We start from the raw sequence: 18,707 nt of genomic DNA on the forward strand, positions 1-18,707 counted from the left end.
TTCGGAGCCGACCCGGCACTCCTCGTCGGGGTGGGGACAGGACGCGCACTCCGCGCTTGACTCGAAGGACGTCAACAAGAGGAGAACCCCATGGCACAGCAGGAGGACGACCGCGCCAAGGTCGTCGAGCTCGTCGGCCGAGCGACGTCGGCGATGCTCACCACGATGACCGCGGACGGCGACCACGTCAGCCGGCCCATGGCCGTGCAGGAGATGGAGTTCGACGGCGACCTGTGGTTCTTCACCTACGACGACTCCCCCAAGGCGCAGCAGATCGCCGCGCACCCGAAGGTCAACGTGGCGCTGGCGAACGACAGCAAGAGCGAGTGGACGTCGATCGCCGGCACCGCCGAGGTCGTGCACGACCGGACCAAGGCCGAGGAGCTGTGGTCCAAGCCGCTGGAGGCCTGGTTCCCCGACGGGCTCGAGACCCCCGGACTGTGCCTGCTGAAGGTGCACGGCGACACGGCCGAGTTCTGGGACGCCTCCTCGAGCAAGGCCCGCCAGCTGCTCGGGATGGTCAAGGCCATCCGCAACGACGACCCGGACGAGTTCCCCTCGGACAACCGCACCGTCGAGCTCTGAGCGCGAGGCCCCGGCCGCTCCCTGCCACCGGGCGGGCGCGGCCGGGGCGCCCGGCACGGGTCAGGGCTTCAGCACGACCTTGAGGCACCCGTCCGCCTTGTCGCGGAAGGTCTCGTAGAGCTCGGGGGCGTGCTCGAGCGGGGCACGGTGCGTGGCGAGCGACTCCAGTCCGAGGACGTCCTCCTCCTGCGACACGATCTCCAGGAGCTCGTCGGTCCACTGCTTCACGTGGCACTGCCCCATGCGCAGGGTCAGGCCCTTGTCGAACATCGTCATCATCGGCAGCGGGTCGGCCATGCCGCCGTAGACACCGCTGATCGACACCGTCCCGCCGCGGCGGACGGCGTCGAACGCCGTCAGGAGGGCGTCGAGCCGGTCGATGCCGACCTTCTCGATGGCCGCCCGGGCGATCGGCTTGGGCAGCCTGCTCGCAGCACTGATGGCCGTGGCGGCGACCGGGTTGCCGTGGGCCTCCATGCCGACGGCCTCGAGCACGCCGTCGGCCCCTCGCCCGTCGGTGAGATCTCGTACGGCGTCCGCGACGTCCGGCACCTCGCTCAGGTCGATCGTGGTCGCACCGGCGGCGCGGGCGGTGGCCAGACGCTCGGGGACGAGGTCGACGGCGATCACGTCGGTGATGCCCCGCAGCTTGGCGGAGCGGACCGCGAGCTGACCGACCGGTCCCAGCCCCAGCACCACCAGCGAGCCGCCCTCGGGCACGTCGGCGTAGTCCACTCCCTGCCACGCGGTCGGCAGGATGTCGGAGAGGTAGAGGTAGCGCTCGTCCGCGCCCTCCGTCGGGACCTTGACGGGGCCGAAGTCGGCGTGCGGCACGCGGACCAGCTCGGCCTGGCCGCCCGGCACGGCGCCGTAGAGGCTGGTGTAGCCGAAGAGGCTGGCACCCTTGCCCTGGTCGACGTTCTGCGTCGTCTCGCACTGGGCGAAGAGCCCCCGGCTGCACATCCAGCAGTGCCCGCAGGAGATGTTGAACGGCACCACGACGCGGTCGCCCACCTCGAGCCCGGTCACCGCGCTGCCCACCTCCTCCACGATGCCCATGAACTCGTGGCCGAGGATGTCGCCGGGCACCAGGTAGGGCGCCAGCACGCCGTAGAGGTGGAGGTCCGAGCCGCAGATCGCGGTGGAGGTCACCCGGACCACCGCGTCGGTGGGCTGCTCAATGCGTGGGTCGGGCACCTCCTCGACCGCGACGTCGTTGAGTCCCTGCCAGGTGAGTGCCTTCATGTCCTCGAACGTGACACGTCGATCCGGCCTGCGCACCACCCCCATGGGCTGCCTGGCAGACACCCGTCACCCTTGGGGTGGTGGCTCGACGACCCGCCCTCGTTACCGTGGACAGTTCCCCAGCGTCAGGACTGCTCCGTGACCGAGAACCACCGCCTCATCCACGCCACTCCAGACCAGGTGTGGGACGTGATCAGCGACGGCTGGCTCTATCCACTGTGGGTCGTGGGTGCAGCCCGGATGCGGGACGTCGACGAGTCCTGGCCAGATGTGGGGAGCAAGCTGCACCACTCCGTCGGCAGCTGGCCGCTGCTCCTCGACGACGAGACCGAGGTCGTCGACGCGACCCCGGGACGATCCATCACCCTGCGCGCCCGGGCGTGGCCGGCGGGTGAGGCTCGGGTGCACCTCCGGCTCGACGCCTCCGGGGTCGACACCGACGTGCGGATCGACGAGGTGCCTGTCTCCGGCCCGGCTGCCCTGATGCCACCGCCGCTGCACGCACCAGCCTTGAAGTGGCGCAACTCCGAGACGCTGCGTCGCCTCGCCTTCGTCGCCGAGAACCGCTCGTGAGCACCCCGCGGGTGGTCCTGGTGACCGGTGCGTCCAGCGGCATCGGCGAGGCCACGGCGCGCGCCGCTGCGTCGCGCGGGGACCACGTCGTGCTGCTGGCCCGCGGCGAGCCCAGCCTCGAGAGGGTGGCCGAGGACTGCCGGCAGCGGGGAGCCGCGAGCACGCTGGTGCTGCCCACCGACGTTGCGGACGACGACGGCGTACGTGCGGCGGTCACGGCTGCCGTCGCGCGGCACGGTCGGCTCGACATCGTCGTCGGCTGCGCCGGCGTGGTCGCCTACGGCCGCATCCAGGACGTGCCGGTCGAGGTGTTCGACCGGGTGCTGGACACGAACCTGCACGGGTCGGCGAACCTGGCCCGCCACGTGGTGCCAGTGATGCGCGACCAGGGCACCGGCAGCCTGGTGCTCGTCGGCTCGCTCATCGGTCACCTGGCCGTGCCGGACATGTCGGCCTACGTCCTGAGCAAGTGGGGCGTGCGCGTGCTGGTGCGGCAGCTCCGCGTGGACAACCGGGACCGCCCCGGTCTCACCTTCGGCTACGTCGCCCCGGGCGGCGTGGACACGCCCATCTACCGGCAGGCAGCGACGTACGGCGACTCGGTGGGCCGCCCGCCGTTCCCGGTCGTCACCCCTGAGCGGGTCGCGGCACGCGCGCTCGCCGTGGCGGACCGGCCGTGGCTGCCCAGCCAGGTCGGCGCCGCCAACGAGATCATCAAGCTCGGCTACACCGCCCTTCCGTGGGCGTACGACCGGCTCGTCGGGCCGCTCTTCCGGGTGATCGCCCAGGACCTGGTGGCTCCGGTGACGCACGGGCCGGGCAACGTGCTGGAGCCCGACCAGCGGCTGAACGCCCTGAGGGGCGACCAGGGCAACGCGCTCGTCGCGGTGGCTCGCAACGTGCGCGAGGTCGTCCGCCGTCGCACCGGGAGATGACATGAGCTGGGACGCCGTCGTCGTCGGGGCCGGTCCCAACGGACTGGTCGCCGCCAACCGGCTGCTGGACGCCGGATGGGCGGTCCTGCTGCTCGAGGCCCAGCCCACCGTCGGCGGCGCCGTGCGCAGCGACCGTGACGTCCACCCCGACTTCGTGCACGACACCTTCAGCGCGTTCTACCCCTTGGCCGCGTCGTCGCCGACCATCGCGTCCTTCGACCTCGCCGAGCACGGACTGGAGTGGAGCCACGCGCCGTCGGTCCTCGGTCATCCCCTGCGCGACGGCAGCTGGGCGGTGCTGCACCGCGAGCGAACAGCGACCGCGGCGGGCCTCGACGAGCTGCACCCCGGGGACGGCGAGGCCTGGCTCGAGCTGTGCGCGCAGTGGGACCGCATCGGGCCGCACCTCGTCGGGAGCCTGCTGACGCCGTTCCCCCCGGTGCGCAGCGGCGTGGCCCTCCTGTCCGCGCTCCGCACGGCCGGTGGCCTCGACACGGTCCGGATGCTGCTGACCCCGATGGTCGACCTCGCACGTGAGCGCTTCGGCGGCGAGGCGGCCCGGGTCCTGCTCGCGGGCAACGCCGGGCACGCCGACATCCCGCTCGAGGCGCCCGGGTCGGGTCTGATGGGACTGCTGCTGGCCATGATGGGACAGACGGTCGGCTTCCCGGTCCCGTGCGGCGGTGCCGGTGAGCTGACCGGCGCGCTGGCGCGGCGCTTCGTCGCGAACGGCGGCACGATCCGCACGGACGCCGAGGTGACCGGGATCCAGGTGCGCGACGGTCGGGCGCACACGGTCGTCACCGCCGACGGTGAGGGGCATCGTGCGATCCGCGCCGTCGTCGCCGACGTCCTCGCCCCGGCGCTGTACACGCGGTTGCTCGATCCCGCTGTGCTGCCCGGCCGGGTCCTCCGGTCGATGCAGCGGTTCGAGCTGGACCCCGGGACGGTCAAGGTCGACTGGGCACTCGACCGGCAGGTGCCGTGGACCGACGGTCCGGAGCTCGCCAGCGGGACCGTCCACATCGCCGACGACGTGCGGGACATGTCGGAGGCGCTGGCGCAGGTCCGTGCCGGCGCCGTCCCGGCCAAGCCCTTCATGCTCACCGGCCAGATGACCACCGCGGACCCGACCCGCTCCCCCGGCGGCACCGAGTCGTTCTGGGCCTACTCCCACGTGCCTCAGGAGACCGGGCACGACGCCGGCGACGGCGGCATCACGGGTCGCTGGGACCGCGACGACTGCGAGCGCTTCGCCGACCGGATGCAGGCCCGGCTCGAGGAGGTGGCACCCGGGTTCGGCTCCCGGATCCTCGCTCGCCGGGTCCTGGGCCCGCGCGAGCTCGAGGCCCGCGACGCCAACCTCGCGGGTGGGGCGCTCAACGGAGGGACCGCCCAGCTCCAGCAGCAGCTGGTCTTCCGTCCCGTGCCCGGGCTGGGCCGGGCCGAGACCCCGGTGAAGGCGCTCTACCTCGGATCGGCGTCGGCGCACCCGGGCGGCGGCGTGCACGGCGCGTGCGGCGACAACGCCGCCCGCGCGGCCCTCGCCCACGACCGGGTCGACCGGCTCGTGCCGTGGCGGGCCGCCCGGCCGGTGTGACCGGCTAGACGAGCTCGGGTCCGGTCTTCTCGCGGACCTCGTCCTCGGTCACGCCGGGCGCGAGCTCGACGAGCTTGAGCGCGCGGTCGCCCAGCGTGCCGGACGGGGCGACCTCGCCGGTGGCGGGGTCGATCACGTCGATGACGGCGAGGTCGGTGATGATGCGCTGCACCACGCGCTTGCCGGTGTAGGGGAGGTCGCACTCGTCGAGGATCTTGAGCGAGCCGTCCTTCGCGGTGTGCTCCATCAAGACGATGACCCGCTTGGCGCCGTGGACCAGGTCCATCGCGCCGCCCATGCCCTTGACCATCTTGCCGGGGATCATCCAGTTCGCGATGTCACCCACCGCGGAGACCTGCATCGCGCCGAGGATCGCGGCGTCGATCTTTCCGCCGCGGATCATCCCGAACGACTGGGCCGAGTCGAAGAACGACGCACCCTTGCGCAGGGTCACCGTCTCCTTGCCCGCGTTGATCAGGTCGGGGTCCTCCTCGCCCTCGAACGGGTACGCCCCCACCCCCAGGATGCCGTTCTCCGACTGCAGCACCAGCTCCACGTCGTCACCGACGTAGTTGGGCACCAGCGTCGGCAGCCCGATCCCGAGGTTGACGTACGAGCCGTCCACCAGCTCGGATGCCGCCCGGGCGGCCATCTCCTCACGTGTCCAGCTCATGTCAGCCTCCCAGTCCGTGCGTCGCCACGTCGTCCACCAGCGCGTCCCCCGACGAGCCCGCCGGGTCCGACGACGGCCGCGGTCGCGTCGTGACCTTCTCGATCCTCTTGTCGGCTGCCTGCTCGGGCGTCAGCTGCACCACCCGCTGCACGTAGACGCCCGGCGTGTGGACGTCGTTGGGGTCGAGCTCGCCGGGCTCGACCAGCTCCTCGACCTCGGCGATGGTGACCCGGCCCGACATCGCGGCCAGGGGGTTGAAGTTGCGTGCGGAGTCACGGAAGACGAGGTTGCCGTGGCGGTCGCCCTTCCAGGCCCGCACCAGGCCGAAGTCGGCCACGATGGCCTCCTCCAGGACGTACTCCCGGTCTCCCTCCGCCGTCGCGAAGACCTTGGTCTCCTTCGGCGGGGACGCGACGAGCACGTTGCCCTCGGTGTCGTACTTCCAGGGCAGACCGCCCTCGGCCACCTGCGTGCCGACGCCGGTCGCGGTGTAGAACGCCGCGATCCCCGAGCCGCCCGCACGCATCCGCTCCGCGAGCGTGCCCTGCGGCGTCAGCTCGACCTCGAGCTCACCGGAGAGGTACTGCCGCGCGAACTCCTTGTTCTCCCCCACGTAGGACGAGATCATCCGCCGGATGCGCTTGGCGAAGAGCAGCTTGCCGAGCCCCCACTCGTCCACACCGCAGTTGTTGGAGACCGCCTCGAGGTCGGACGTCCCGGCCTCGAGGATCGCCTCGATCAACACCGACGGGATCCCGCACAGGCCGAAGCCGCCGACCGCCAACGTCGCACCGTCCGGGATGTCGGCCACTGCGCTGGCCGCTGACTCCACCACCTTGTCCATGCCGAGATCCAATGACGCGGCCCGCGCTGCAGTCAACAACCGTCCGCCTTGCGGCCGGAGTTCATTCGCCAGGTGAACTCCGGCACCTTGTAGCGTTCACTCAATGAACAGCCCCGTGCACCTCGTCGGACGGGTCGGGACGACCCTGCGCGCGGTGGCCACGCACGAGCCCGGCGGCGCCACCACCTCCGAGGTCGCGCGGACGGCCGGACTGTCCCGGCCGACCGTCCACCGGCTGCTCACCTCGATGCTGGAGGAGGGCCTGACCGACCGCACGCGCGAGGGCAGGTGGTTGCTGGGACCCGAGCTCTACCTGCTCGGGACCTCGGCAGCCACGCGCTACGACGTCACCGAGCTCGCCCACAGCGTCGTACGCCATCTCGCGATCGCCACCGGGGAGAGCGCGTTCTTCTCGGCCCGGCGCGGCAACGAGACCGTGTGCCTGCTGCGGGAGGACGGGAGCCATCCGATCCGCTCGCACGTCCTGCACGAGGGGATCCGCTTCCCGCTCGGCGTGGCATCGGCCGGATTGGTGATCCTGGCGCACCTGCCGGACCCGGAGGTCGAGGACCACCTGGCCCGCGCCCGGCTCGAGGACACCTACGGCGAGCTGCACGCCTCGGACCGGGTCCGAGAGCGCATCGCGCAGACCCGGGTGAGCGGGTACGCCCTGAACCCGGGCCTGCTCGTCGCGGGCAGCTGGGGCATGGGCGCCGCCGTGTTCGACGAGGACGGCAGGCCCGCCTGGGCCCTCAGCATCACCGGCATCGAGCACCGCTTCAGCGAGGACCGGCGCGCCGAGCTCGGCACCCTCCTCCTCGACAGCGCCCACCGGCTCACGGGCGACGTCGGGCGGCGACGCGACCGGGCGCGGACGAGGACCCCGCGGTCCCGTGCCTGACGGGGGGACCCGTAGGGGTGAGCGCCCGCACGATGGTCCCCCTTGGGATGAAGCCGGGCGCTCGGCCCCCATCTAGCGTCGAGAGGGACGCGCGTCCCTGCGCGCACGAATCTTGGGGAGCCCATGGCGAACAGACGACCGGCCAGCACGTCCGACGAGCGCGGGACGGGAGATGAGCTGCACCAGGGCGTCAAGCGCGGAGAGCGACTGACGACCTCGACCGGTGTTCCCCTCGGTGACGGACAGAACTCCCTGAAGGTCGGCGATCGTGGTCCGACCCTGCTGGAGGACTTCGCGCTGCGCGACAAGATCTTCCACTTCGACCACGAGCGCATCCCCGAGCGTGTGGTGCACGCCCGCGGCTACAGCGCGCACGGCACCCTCGAGTGCCTCGACGCGATCCCCGACCTGACCCGCGCGGCGCCGTTCCAGCGCAAGGGCAAGAAGACCGAGGCCTTCGTCCGCTTCTCCACCGTCGCGGGCAACCTCGGCTCGGCCGACCTCGCCCGCGACGTGCGCGGGTTCGCGGTCAAGATGTACACCGAGGAGGGCAACTGGGACCTGGTCGGCAACAACATCCCGGTCTTCTTCATCCAGGACGCCGTGAAGTTCCCCGACCTCGTGCACGCGGTCAAGGAGGAGCAGGACCGCGGCTGGCCGCAGGCCCAGTCCGCTCACGACACCTTCTGGGACTTCGCCTCGCTGATGCCGGAGTCCACCCACATGCTGCTCTGGCAGATGAGCGACCGGACCATCCCGCGCTCGTTCCGCTTCATGGAGGGCTTCGGCGTCCACACCTACCGGTTCATCGACGCCGAGGGCGCGTCCACCTTCGTCAAGTTCCACTGGAAGCCCAAGCAGGGCCTGCAGTCCGTGGTGTGGAACGAGGCGCTCAAGATCAACGGCGCCGACCCCGACTTCCACCGACGCGACCTCTACGCCGCCATCGAGAGCGGCGACCACCCGCAGTGGGACCTGGGCGTGCAGGTCTTCGACGAGGCGTTCGCCGTCGAGTTCGACTTCGACGTCCTCGACTCGACCAAGCTCATCCCCGAGGAGGTGCTGCCGGTGCGCGTCATCGCGCGCCTGACCCTCGACCGGACCGTCGACAACATGTTCGCCGAGAACGAGCAGGTCGCCTTCGGGACCCACAACGTCATCCCCGGCATCGACTTCAGCAACGACCCGCTGCTGCAGGGCCGCAACTTCTCCTACCTCGACACCCAGCTCAAGCGGCTCGGGAGCACCAACTTCACCCAGCTGCCGGTCAACGCGCCCCGGTGCCCGGTCATGCACTTCCAGCGGGACGGACACATGCAGACCGACCCGCAGCTCGGGCGCGGCACCTACGAGCCCAACTCCCTCTCGGGTGAGGACCGCGGCCCACGCGCCGACGTGGTGCACGGCTACCAGAGCGTGGCCCGTCGCGAGGAGGGACCGACCCGGCGCCTGCGGGCGGAGTCGTTCGCCGACCACTACAGCCAGGCCCGCCAGTTCTTCATCAGCCAGACCGAGGTCGAGCAGGGCCACATCATCGACGCGTTCGCGTTCGAGCTCGCCAAGGTGGAGGACCCGCGCATCCGCACCCGGGTGCTCGGCAACCTGCGCAACGTGCACGACGACCTGGCCCGGGCAGTGGCCGACAAGCTGGGCATGCCGCTCCCCGAGGCGGCCGAGGCGGTCGTCGCGACCCGCACCGACCTGCCGGAGTCTGCCGCGCTGAGCATCCTGCGCAACCCCCCGGCGTCCTTCGCCGGCCGCAAGCTGGGCGTGCTCGTCACGGCCGGCAGCGACAAGGCCCTCGTCGACGCGGTCACCCGGGCCTTCGAGGACGCCGGTGCCGTCGTGGAGTACGTCGCCCCGGCGATCGGCCCGGTCAAGCTCACGGGCGGGCGGTCCCTGACCCCGCACCACGCGATCGACGGCGGCCCGTCGGTGCTCTTCGACGCAGTGGCGCTGCTTCCCTCCGCGGAGGGTGCGGCCGACCTCGCCGGCCGCGCGAGCGCGCAGGACTTCGTCAGCGACGCCTTCGCGCACTGCAAGCTGATCGGCACCGGTCCGGCGGCAGCGCCCCTGGTCTCGGAGGCGGGGGTGGAGCCCGACGCGGGCTTCCTGGACCTGGCCTCCGCATCCGACGCGGAGGGCTTCGTCGAGCTGTGCGGGTCGTTGCGCTTCTGGGACCGCGACATCCGTGCCTGACCCGCAGGCCGTCCTCATCGGGGGGCGCACCGACCTGGAGCAGGCCGAGCTGACCGACCTCCACGTGCGAGCGCGAGCGGCTGCTGCCGACGTCGCGGCGTCGCTCGACCTCGCAGCGGCGGCCGGCGACACACTTCCCGTCCCGGGCAACGGGCGGACGGCTCACCTGTGGTCGGCGCTGGCGACCGTCGCCGCCGCCGACCTGACCGTGGCCCGCGTGCTCGAGCCGCACCTCGATGCCCTGGCGATCCTCGGCCAGGCACACGAGACGGTCGAGCCCGGGACCTACGGGGTGTTCGCGGCCGAGGGGCCGGGCGAGCCGCTGAAGGCCACCGTGGACGGATGGGTGCACGTCCTCGACGGCCGCAAGCACTGGTGCTCACTGGCCGGTGTGCTGGACCGCGCACTGGTCAGTGCGTGGGTCGGCGAGGAGCGCCGACTCTTCGCAGTCGACCTGAGCCAGCCCGGCGTACGCGCCGTGCCCGGCACCTGGGTGGCCCGTGGACTCGCGGCGATCGACTCCGGCCCGGTGGACTTCGCCGGAGCATCAGCTCGTCCCGTCGGTGAGCCGGGCTGGTACCTCGAGCGGCCCGGCTTCGCGTGGGGCGGGATCGGCGTCGCGGCCGTCTGGTTCGGCGGTGCCGTCGGCGTGGCCCGCCGCCTGCGACGGGCCAGCGAGTCACGCCCCCCCGACCAGGTCGCACTGATGCACCTGGGCGCAGTGGACGCGCAGCTGTACGCCGCTCGCTGCGCGCTCGAGCAGGCCGCCTCCGCCATCGACGTCGGTGCCCTCACCGGCGCCGCGGGTTGGCGGGCGGCCCTGCGCGTGCGTGACGTGGTCGCCCGCACCGCCGAGGACGTGCTGCAGCGCGCTGCCCACGCGCTCGGCCCGGGTCCGCTCGCCACGGACGAGGAGCACGCGCGCCGCGTCGCGGACCTCGAGCTCTACCTGCGCCAGTGGCACGCCGAGCGCGACCAGGCCGCCCTCGGCCAGGACGTGCTGAGTGCCGGGTCCCCGAGGTGGTGACGCAACCGGCGTTCACCCACGATCGGGCCGGCACGCCCGCCGCCGCGTGGGCCGCGTCCCCCCGCTGGGCCGCTGCGCGCGACCTGGTCCTGCCGAGCACCCGGAGCAGGTTGGTCGTGGTCGGGGCGCACCCGGACGACGAGACCTTGGGAGCCGGCGGGCTCATCCATGCCGCTGCGTGCGCGGGATGGCCGGTCGACGTGGTGTCGGCGACCGCCGGCGAGGGGTCCCACCCCGGGTCGACCACCCACTCGACCGAGGAGCTCGCAGTCCGCCGCCGCGCCGAGCTCACCACCGCCATCTCCTTGCTCGCGCCGTCCGCGACGGTGCGCTGCCTCGACCTGCCGGACGGAGGAGTGGCCGACGACGTCGCCGGTCTGGTCGCGACCCTGGTCGAGGTCATCGGAATCGACGGGGACCGGGTGCTCCTCTGCGCACCGTGGCGCCACGACGGGCACCCCGACCACGAGGCGGTGGGCAGGGCCGCCGCGGTGGCGGCGGTGCGGACCGACGCGCAGCTCCTCGAATACCCCGTGTGGCTGTGGCACTGGGGTGGTGACGACGACCTGCCGTGGGCGGAGACGTCCACGCTCAGCCTGGCCGAGTCGGCACGGGCTGCGAAGCGGGCCGCCGTCGCCGCCCACGCCACCCAGGTCGCGCCGCTCTCCGACCGGCCCGGTGACGAGGTGCTGCTCGGGCCCGACCTGTTGGCTCACTTCGACCGCAGCACGGAGGTCTTCATCGCCCGCGAGGCACCGGTCGAGGACGACTCCCTCGACCTCGTCCACCGCGAGCGGGAGGACCCGTGGCAGGTCGACTCCCCCTACGAGCGCCGCAAACGGGCACTCACCCTCGCTTCCCTGCCGGACGAGACATACGGCCGCGCCCTCGAGGTCGGCTGCTCTGTCGGCGCCCTCGCCGTCGACCTGGCCGGCCGCTGCGACGACCTGCTCGCCCTCGACGCCAGCCCGGAGGCGATCCGCCTGGCGCAGCGGCGTACGTCGTCGCTGCCGCACGTCGAGGTCCGCCTCGCCCACGTCCCCGAGGAGTGGCCCGACGGCACCTTCGACCTCGTGTCGGTCTCGGAGGTGGGCTACTTCCTCAGCCCCCGCCAGCTCGACGAGGTCGTGCGCCGGTCCCGGGCGGCACTCACCGAACGGGGTCACCTGCTGCTGTGCCACTGGCGGCACCAGCCGGTCGGGTGGCCCCTCGCCGGGCCGGCCGTCCACGAGGCCTTCCTCGATGCGGGACTCTCCACCGGTCTCGAGGTGCTGGTCGAGCACCAGGAGCGCGACTTCCTGCTGCACGTGCTGGGAGCGCCGCGGTGACGGACCCGACGGCCGTCGCGGTGGTCATCCCCGCCCGTGACGAGGCCGACCTGCTGCCCGCCTGCCTGGACTCCGTCGAGGTGGCGGTGGCCGCCCTCCGGCTCGAGCACCCGGACGTGTCCGCGCGCGTGTTCGTCGCCCTCGACGCCTGCAGCGACGGATCGGCGCAGATCGTCGCGCGCCGACCGGGCGTCACGGCCGCGGCGCTCCAGGCCGGCTGCGTCGGCATCGCGCGAGCCACCGCCGTCGAGGCCGCGGCACTGTGGGCCGCCGGCGTGTCGTCCGACGTGCTGTGGCTGGCCAACACCGACGCGGACACCGTCGTGCCCCCGCACTGGCTCACCACGCAGGTGCGCCTGGCCCGAGCAGGGCACGACCTGGTCGTGGGCACCGCCCAGCCGGTGCCGGCGGACCTCCCCGCCGACGTGCTGGCTGCGTGGCGGGAGCGCCACAGCACGGCCGACGGGCACGAGCACGTCCACGGCGCGAACCTCGCCTTCTCGCTCGAGGCCTACCGGGCCGTCGGCGGCTACCCACCGCTCCCCGTCCACGAGGACGTCGAGCTCGTCATGGCGATCAAACGGTCCGGACGAAGCTGGATCGCCACCGGCGAGATCGCGGTCACCACGTCGGGGCGGGCCACCGGACGAGTGCCGGACGGGTTCGCGGCGTTCCTCGAGGGTCTCGGCGCCTGAGGGAGGCTGCCGCGTCTTGGGGAGATGATGGTCCGCCGACCTACAGTGAGGGTCACCTCACTTCGATCCCCTGGAGGAACCCGTGACGCGCGGCACCGACGACTTCTACGGCACGGTGGTCCGCCGTGAGCAGCTCACGCCGAGCCTGGTGCGGGTGGTGCTCGGTGGTCCGGGCATGGCCGGGTGGGGCGCGGGCCGGCCCGACGCCACCGACGCCTACTTCGTCCTGCGGTTCCCGCCGGCAGGTGCGCCCTACGCTGCCCCCTTCTCCGTCGCGCAGGTCGAGGCCGAGCACCCCCGCGCGCTCTGGCCCGCGCACCGCCACTACTCGGTCCGCGCGTGGGATGCCGTCGCGGAGGAGCTGAGCGTCGACTTCGTCGTGCACGGCGACTCCGGCCTCGCAGGTCCGTGGGCGCGCGATGCCCAGGTGGGCGACCAGGTCGTCCTCTCCACGTCGCACGGCAGCCATCGGCCCGACCCCGGGGCCGACTGGCACCTGCTGGTCGGCGACGAGGCGGCGCTGCCCGCGATCGCCGCATCGCTGGAGGTCCTGCCCGCCGGCGCCCGGGCGATCGCGATCCTGGTGTGCGACGGCGCTGAGCACGAGCTCGAGCTGTCCACGCCGGCCTCGCTGGAGGTGCAGTGGCTGCACCGCACCGGCGATCCGAGCGACGCCGACCTGCTCGTCGACGCCGTACGCTCCCTCGACTTCCCCGACGGCCGGGTGCACGGATTCGTGCATGGCGAGGCCGGCGAGGTCCGGGAGGTGCGTCGCCACCTGCTCGGCGAGCGCCAGGTCCCCCGCGCGGACCTGTCCGTGTCGGGCTACTGGCGCCGCACCATGACCGACGAGGCCTGGCGCCGCGTCAAGCGCGACTGGAACGCCGAGGTCGAGTCGGACGTGCCGACGGCGTGAGCGCAGCTCCCCCTCAGCCGGCGCTCGAGCCGTACGGCGTGAGCAGCTGGTCGACCGGCGCGTAGTCGTCGGTGAGCACCGGCGCGTCCGCCATCCAGTCCTCGAGGTCGGCGCCGCTCAGCGCGGCCCACCCGAGATCACGGTCCTCGTTGGCCTGCATCACGCCGGCCAGGTCCACCGCGGTGTCGGAGGCGACGACGACCAGGTTGCCGCCGTCCTCCCCCGCCAGTGTCGCCGGGTCGGCGAGCAGCACGACCTCGCCGAACACCTCGGACGCGGTGCGGACGTAGGCCCGGGCGAAGTCGAGCGGACCGTGGTCGATGACGTTGGTGACGTGCACGCCGTCGTCGCGCAGCGCTGCGTGCAGGCCCTCCTGCGCCTCGCGGGTCGTCAGGTGCCACGGCACGCTGACACCGCCGAACGCATCGCCGACCACCAGGTCGAGGCTGCTCGGGTCGAGGTCGTCGATGGCGAGGCGTCCGTCCTCGACGCGCAGGTCGGTCCGCGCGGGGAACTCGTCGCCGAGCAGGTCGCGGTCGGCCTCGACGACGCCGGCGTCGATCTCCGAGACCCGGTTGGCCGAGCCTGCGCGGGTCGCGGCGACGTAGCGCGGGAGCGTGAGCCCGCCAGCACCGAGGTAGTAGGCGTCGACCGGCTCGCCCTCGGGCCTGGCGACGTCGATGACCGACGCCATCGCACGGACGTACTCGAAGTCGAGGTGTGTCGGGTCCGCCACGTCGACGTAGGAGTGCCGGAGCCCGTCGAGGACCAGCACCCGTCCGGTCGGCCGGTCGGGGTCGGTGTCGACCGCGAGGCAGTGGTAGGTCGTCTCGGTGTCGCAGCCGCTCGGCGTGACCGTCGCGCCCAGGCCGCCGAGCGCGACGACGGCGCCCAGCACGAGGTCACCGCGCCCGCGTCGCCCGGTGACCTGGACCAGCAGTGAGGTCGCGACCAGCAGCGCCCCGAGCCCGACCATGATCACGCTCACCGGGACCCGTGAGATCAGGACGAAGCCGGTGACGACGGTGCCGAAGATCGCTCCGACGGTGCCGACGCCCGACAGGTGGCCGACGACCGTGCCGGTCTCGCGCAAACTCGTCAGCCGCAGCTTGATCACCACCGGGCTGACGGCCGAGAGCAGCGCGCCCGGGACGAGGATGGACAGGGTGGCCGCGATCAGGAGGAGGCCGGGGCTGCCGGTCGCGGCCCAGCGGACCAGCGACGGGGTCACTGCGATCGAGGCGCCCGAGATGCCCAGCAGCGGACCGAGCAGCCGTCGGGGCACGATGTTGTCAGCCGTCCGGCCGCCGGCCCACGTGCCGGCCGCGATGGCGGCGAGCGCCAGACCGATGACGAGCGTGCTGGTCTCGAGGGTGAGCCCGAAGTAGGGAGCCAGCAGTCGCAGCGCCACCAGCTCGACGACCAGCACCGCGGCCGACGAGCCGAACACGAGCACGGCCGCCAGCCACGGTCCCATGCCCGGCTGCCCCGTCGCGCCCCGGTCGTGCTGCTCGCTCGTCACGGCGACGATCCTTGCAGCACGGCCGTCATCGGCCGGTCGCCACGGCACGTGCGTCGCCAGGTGGACTGCTCTGGCATGTTGGGCGGACCGGGGCTACCGTGCCGAGCACAAGTTCACATCTCCCGCCCGCGAGGGGAAGCCGGTCAGAATCCGGCGCTGACGCGCAACCGTGGATCACCGTGAGGTGATGAGTCGGAGTGCCTCGGGGGCGGAGTCCACCACATGCTGTCGCGACACGCAGCGGGTCGGGGCGCGGTCGCCGCGCACTCGTTCCCCTGCGCCTTGCAGCAGGAAAGGAACCACACCATGAGTGACCACCCGAACCCGGACCTCTCCCTGACCGAGCGCCTCGACGCCGGGCCGGTGATCTGCGCCGAGGGCTTTCTCTTCGAGCTCGAGCGACGCGGCTACCTGACCGCCGGCGAGTTCGTTCCCGAGGTCGCGCTCGAGCACCCCGAGGCACTGCGCGCGCTGCACACCGACTTCCAGCACGCCGGCTCCGACGTGGTGGAGGCCTTCACCTACAACGGGCACCGCGAGAAGATGCGCGTGATCGGCAAGGAGGAGCTGCTCGAGCCGCTCAACCGCGCAGCGCTCCAGGTGGCGCGCGAGGTCGCCGACCAGCGCCCGGGCAACTTCATGGCCGGCAACATCTCCAACAGCAACATCTGGGACCCCGCCGACACCGGCCGTCAGGGCGAGGTGCGCGCGATGTTCGAGGAGATGGTCGGCTGGGCCGTCGAGGAGGGTGCCGACATGATCATCGGCGAGACCTTCTACTACGCCGGCGAGGCACTCGCCGCCCTCGAGATCGCGAGGTCCAGCGGGCTACCGGTCGTGCTCACCGTGGCGCCGATGGCCTTCGAGGAGATGGCCGACGGTGTCGGCATCGTCGAGACGTGCCAGCGACTCGAGCAGGCCGGCGCCGATGTCGTCGGCATGAACTGCTTCCGCGGTCCCGAGACGATGCTGCCCTGGCTGCGCCAGATCCGAGAGGCCGTCTCCTGCCACGTCGCGGCCCTGCCGATCCCCTACCGCACCACCGAGGCGGAGCCGACCTTCTTCAACCTGACCGACGACCGTGCCCGCGTCGACTCACCGCACGGGCGTACCTTCCCGACCGCGCTCGACCCGCTCTCCGTCAACCGCTACGAGATGGCCGCGTTCGCTGCGGAGGCGTCCGGGCTCGGGATCGGCTACCTCGGCGTGTGCTGCGGGGCCTCGCCCATGCTCGTACGCCAGGTGGCCGAGGCGGTCGGGATCGAGACCGAGGCCAGCCGCTACTCCGAGCGCATGGAGAACCACTTCATGTACGGCACGAACGAGCGCCTCCCCGAGCACATCGTCGGGCTCGGCGGCCGGGCCTGAGCAACGCCTCGGGTCGGAGTGGTGGCACTCACGCCAGGCTCAGCAGCGCCAGGCTGAGCGCCATCACGACCACCCCTGCCGTGCAGGCCGCAGCCACCGGCACCGGGGACGCCATGCGCAGCGCGGTGGGGAGCAGCTCGGCCAGCCCGATCAGGAGCATCACACCCGCGACCAGGCCGAAGACGACGCCGAAGGCTGCGCCGGGCAGGAGGGCGGCGAGGAGCAGGTAGCCGGCCAGGGCGCCGATCGGCTCGGCCAGGCCCGACAGCGCGGCGATGCCGACGGCCTTGCGACGTGAGGCTCCCGAGCCGTAGAAGGGCGCCGCCACCGCCACGCCCTCGGGGATGTTGTGGAGCGCGATCGCGACGGCGAGAGTCGCGCCCGCCGCCGGGTCGTCGAGGGTGGCCACGAAGGTCGCGAGGCCTTCGGGAAGGTTGTGCGCGGTGACCGCGATCGCGACGACCAGTCCGCTCCGGCGTACGCCTGGGAGCTGGCGGAGCCTGTGCGTGCCTGGCGCGTCACGGCCGCGGCCGTGGTCGTGGTCGTGTCCGGCGACGGGCACCACCCGGCCGAGCAGCACCGCGAGTACCGCGCCGAGCGCGGCTGCGCCGAGCGTCGCCAGCCATCCACCGCCGATGCCCAGGGCCGGCGCGAGCGAGGCCGCACCCTTGGGCAGGATCTCCACGAGCGACACGAGGACCATCGCTCCGCCCGCGAAGGCCAGCGCGATCGCCAGGCCGCGATCGCTGCGGACCCGGCCGTGGACCGCGATCAGCCCGCCGACAGCCGTGGCCGCACCCGCGAGCAGGGTCAGCGTGAATGCGAGCAGCACCTCAGTCCCACCAGCCCTTCGCCCACGCGACGACCGCGCGCACCGACTCGTCCTCGTCCTCGCTGAGCAGTTCGAGGACAGCGGTGGAAACGGATGGGTTCGATGCCACCCACCCCCGCACGTGCGGGTCGGGATCGCTCGCCAGCCGAGCCAGCAGCGCTGCATCGGCATGGACGTTGCGGGCCACGCAACGGCGTACGCCGGGCTCCTCGTCGTCGGCCAGCCGGCGCAGGACGTCGGCCGGTGCGTGGTGGGAGAGCGCCGCGCTCTCGCGGATGCGGGGGTCAGTGGACCTGGCGAGCAGCCGCACCCGTCGTACCTTCCCGTCCGACGGCGGCGGCGAGGCGAACGACGACAGCCGCGCCCCGGCGGCGTCCTCACGCGAGGACGCCGCCAGCGCGGCGCGCTGCTCCGGGCTGAGGAACCCGACGCACGACATCCCTCAGCCCTGCTTCGCGTTGACCTCGTAGGAGGTGTTGATCGACTCGAAGAAGTTGACCAGCTGCAGGGTGTCGTTGGCCGTCGCCATCCACTTCGCCGGGTTCGCCACGCCGTAGTGGGGGCCGAAGCCGAGCTCGTCGAGTCGGCGGTCGGCGAGGTAGCGGACGTAGGTGTTGATGTAGTCGGCGTTGAGCCCGAGGATCCCGGTGGGCAGCAGGTCTCGGTTGTAGGCCTCCTCCATCTCCACCGCGTCGAGCACCATCTGCTTGATCTCGGCGGCGAACTCCTCGGTCGCGACCTCGGGGTTCTCCTCCAGGACGGTGAGCACCAGGTTGATGCCGAACTTCAGGTGCAGGGACTCGTCACGCACGATCCAGTCGATCAACGAGCCGAAGTTGCGCAGCAGGTTTCGCTGCCGGAAGCTCAACGCCACCATGAAGCCTGAGTAGAACCAGATCCCCTCGAGGATCACGTTGTAGGCAATGAGGTTGCGGACGAAGTCCTGCTTGCCCTCCACCGTCGTGATGTCGAGGGTCTGCTCGGTCATCCGCGTGATGAAGCGGACCTCGAACTCCTCCTTGCGCGCCATCGACGGCACCGTCACGTGCGACTCGTAGGCCGCCTCGCGGTCGATCGGGAACGTCTCCAGGACGTACTCGAACGACATGCAGTGGTTGGCCTCCTCCCACATCTGCTTGGCGAGGTAGAGGTGGCACTCCGCCGCGTTGACATAGGGGTAGACGCCGAACGCCAGCGCCTTGTTGACGAGCAGCTCGTTGGGGTTGAAGTAGCTCATCAGGAACGTCAGCGCGCGACGCTCCTCCTCGCTCATCCTCTCGAAGTCGGCCAGGTCCTCACCGAGCTGGACCTCGTTGGGGAACCAGGTGTTGGCCACGGCCTGGTCGTAGAGCTCCATCGCCCACGGGTAGGTGACGGGCTTGAGCAGCAGCCCCTGCTGGATCCCGGTGCCGAGGATGGGCATGTCAGTTCTCGCTTCCGTACGTCGTGGTGGTGGTCGCCGGC

18 protein-coding genes are annotated in these 18,707 nt (G+C 72.1%); 11 read left to right on the forward strand and 7 right to left on the reverse strand.

Features of this window, described 5'->3' with window-relative positions; genetic code table 11:
- Window positions 1–90 precede the first annotated feature (90 nt).
- A complete protein-coding gene (locus IEZ25_RS09255; RefSeq protein ID WP_191199100.1) occupies window positions 91–585 on the forward strand; it encodes a pyridoxamine 5'-phosphate oxidase family protein in 495 nt (164 codons plus the stop codon).
- A 60-nt stretch (window positions 586–645) separates the two neighbouring features.
- Here IEZ25_RS09255 and IEZ25_RS09260 read toward each other — a convergent pair whose 3' ends face one another.
- A complete protein-coding gene (locus tag IEZ25_RS09260; RefSeq protein WP_191199101.1) occupies window positions 646–1,830 on the reverse strand; it encodes a zinc-dependent alcohol dehydrogenase in 1,185 nt (394 codons plus the stop codon).
- Between the two features lie 138 nt (window positions 1,831–1,968).
- Between IEZ25_RS09260 and IEZ25_RS09265 the strand changes: the two genes are divergently transcribed.
- From IEZ25_RS09265 to IEZ25_RS09275, 3 genes are read left to right on the forward strand one after another with little or no spacing between them, the layout of a single operon-like run.
- Complete coding sequence (locus IEZ25_RS09265; protein ID WP_191199102.1) at window positions 1,969–2,403, forward strand: SRPBCC family protein; 435 nt, start codon at window positions 1,969–1,971, stop codon at window positions 2,401–2,403.
- On the forward strand, window positions 2,400–3,338 hold the full coding sequence (locus tag IEZ25_RS09270) for an SDR family NAD(P)-dependent oxidoreductase (protein ID WP_191199103.1): 939 nt from the start codon (window positions 2,400–2,402) through the stop codon (window positions 3,336–3,338). Before IEZ25_RS09265 ends, IEZ25_RS09270 begins: the two co-directional genes overlap by 4 nt.
- A 1-nt stretch (window position 3,339) precedes the next feature.
- Window positions 3,340–4,938, forward strand: coding sequence for a phytoene desaturase family protein (locus IEZ25_RS09275; RefSeq protein WP_191199104.1), 1,599 nt, complete (start codon window positions 3,340–3,342; stop codon window positions 4,936–4,938).
- A 4-nt stretch (window positions 4,939–4,942) separates the two neighbouring features.
- Here the strand turns inward: IEZ25_RS09275 and IEZ25_RS09280 are convergent, their stop codons facing one another.
- Window positions 4,943–5,611, reverse strand: coding sequence for a 3-oxoacid CoA-transferase subunit B (locus IEZ25_RS09280; RefSeq protein WP_191199105.1), 669 nt, complete (start codon window positions 5,609–5,611; stop codon window positions 4,943–4,945).
- Window position 5,612: 1 nt separating this feature from the next.
- A complete protein-coding gene (locus tag IEZ25_RS09285; RefSeq protein ID WP_191199106.1) occupies window positions 5,613–6,455 on the reverse strand; it encodes a CoA transferase subunit A in 843 nt (280 codons plus the stop codon).
- 103 nt (window positions 6,456–6,558) lie between these two features.
- Here IEZ25_RS09285 and IEZ25_RS09290 point away from each other — a divergent pair, with 103 nt between their 5' ends.
- From IEZ25_RS09290 to IEZ25_RS09315, 6 genes are all read left to right on the forward strand, one after another.
- A complete protein-coding gene (locus IEZ25_RS09290) occupies window positions 6,559–7,356 on the forward strand; it encodes an IclR family transcriptional regulator (protein ID WP_191199107.1) in 798 nt (265 codons plus the stop codon).
- A 123-nt stretch (window positions 7,357–7,479) separates the two neighbouring features.
- On the forward strand, window positions 7,480–9,555 hold the full coding sequence (locus tag IEZ25_RS09295) for a catalase (RefSeq protein WP_191199108.1): 2,076 nt from the start codon (window positions 7,480–7,482) through the stop codon (window positions 9,553–9,555).
- Window positions 9,548–10,582, forward strand: a complete 1,035-nt coding sequence (locus IEZ25_RS22210; protein ID WP_318152139.1) for an acyl-CoA dehydrogenase family protein — start codon at window positions 9,548–9,550, stop codon at window positions 10,580–10,582. Before IEZ25_RS09295 ends, IEZ25_RS22210 begins: the two co-directional genes overlap by 8 nt.
- Window positions 10,576–11,910 carry a bifunctional PIG-L family deacetylase/class I SAM-dependent methyltransferase gene (locus IEZ25_RS09305; RefSeq protein WP_318152140.1) on the forward strand — a complete coding sequence of 445 codons (1,335 nt, stop codon included), beginning with the start codon at window positions 10,576–10,578 and terminating at the stop codon, window positions 11,908–11,910. Before IEZ25_RS22210 ends, IEZ25_RS09305 begins: the two co-directional genes overlap by 7 nt.
- Window positions 11,907–12,605: a glycosyltransferase gene (locus tag IEZ25_RS09310; RefSeq protein WP_191199109.1), complete on the forward strand. Its 699-nt coding sequence runs from the start codon at window positions 11,907–11,909 to the stop codon at window positions 12,603–12,605. The genes IEZ25_RS09305 and IEZ25_RS09310 overlap by 4 nt, the downstream gene beginning before the upstream one ends.
- A gap of 82 nt (window positions 12,606–12,687) precedes the next feature.
- Window positions 12,688–13,521 carry a siderophore-interacting protein gene (locus IEZ25_RS09315; RefSeq protein WP_318152141.1) on the forward strand — a complete coding sequence of 278 codons (834 nt, stop codon included), beginning with the start codon at window positions 12,688–12,690 and terminating at the stop codon, window positions 13,519–13,521.
- Between the two features lie 13 nt (window positions 13,522–13,534).
- Here IEZ25_RS09315 and IEZ25_RS09320 read toward each other — a convergent pair whose 3' ends face one another.
- On the reverse strand, window positions 13,535–15,043 hold the full coding sequence (locus IEZ25_RS09320; protein WP_318152142.1) for a fused MFS/spermidine synthase: 1,509 nt from the start codon (window positions 15,041–15,043) through the stop codon (window positions 13,535–13,537).
- Between the two features lie 306 nt (window positions 15,044–15,349).
- Between IEZ25_RS09320 and IEZ25_RS09325 the strand changes: the two genes are divergently transcribed.
- Window positions 15,350–16,411, forward strand: coding sequence for a homocysteine S-methyltransferase family protein (locus tag IEZ25_RS09325; RefSeq protein WP_191199110.1), 1,062 nt, complete (start codon window positions 15,350–15,352; stop codon window positions 16,409–16,411).
- Between the two features lie 28 nt (window positions 16,412–16,439).
- Here IEZ25_RS09325 and IEZ25_RS09330 read toward each other — a convergent pair whose 3' ends face one another.
- From IEZ25_RS09330 to IEZ25_RS09340, 3 genes are read right to left on the reverse strand one after another with little or no spacing between them, the layout of a single operon-like run.
- Window positions 16,440–17,243, reverse strand: a complete 804-nt coding sequence (locus tag IEZ25_RS09330) for a ZIP family metal transporter (protein ID WP_191199111.1) — start codon at window positions 17,241–17,243, stop codon at window positions 16,440–16,442.
- A gap of 1 nt (window position 17,244) precedes the next feature.
- Window positions 17,245–17,682: a hypothetical protein gene (locus IEZ25_RS09335; protein ID WP_191199112.1), complete on the reverse strand. Its 438-nt coding sequence runs from the start codon at window positions 17,680–17,682 to the stop codon at window positions 17,245–17,247.
- A 3-nt stretch (window positions 17,683–17,685) separates the two neighbouring features.
- Window positions 17,686–18,666 (reverse strand): ribonucleotide-diphosphate reductase subunit beta, encoded by a 981-nt coding sequence (locus IEZ25_RS09340; RefSeq protein ID WP_191199113.1) that lies wholly within the window; start codon window positions 18,664–18,666, stop codon window positions 17,686–17,688.
- Window positions 18,667–18,707: the final 41 nt, after the last annotated feature.

Origin of the sequence: Nocardioides hwasunensis, assembly GCF_014779665.1 — a bacterium.
In the GTDB taxonomy this organism is placed as follows: domain Bacteria; phylum Actinomycetota; class Actinomycetes; order Propionibacteriales; family Nocardioidaceae; genus Nocardioides; species Nocardioides hwasunensis.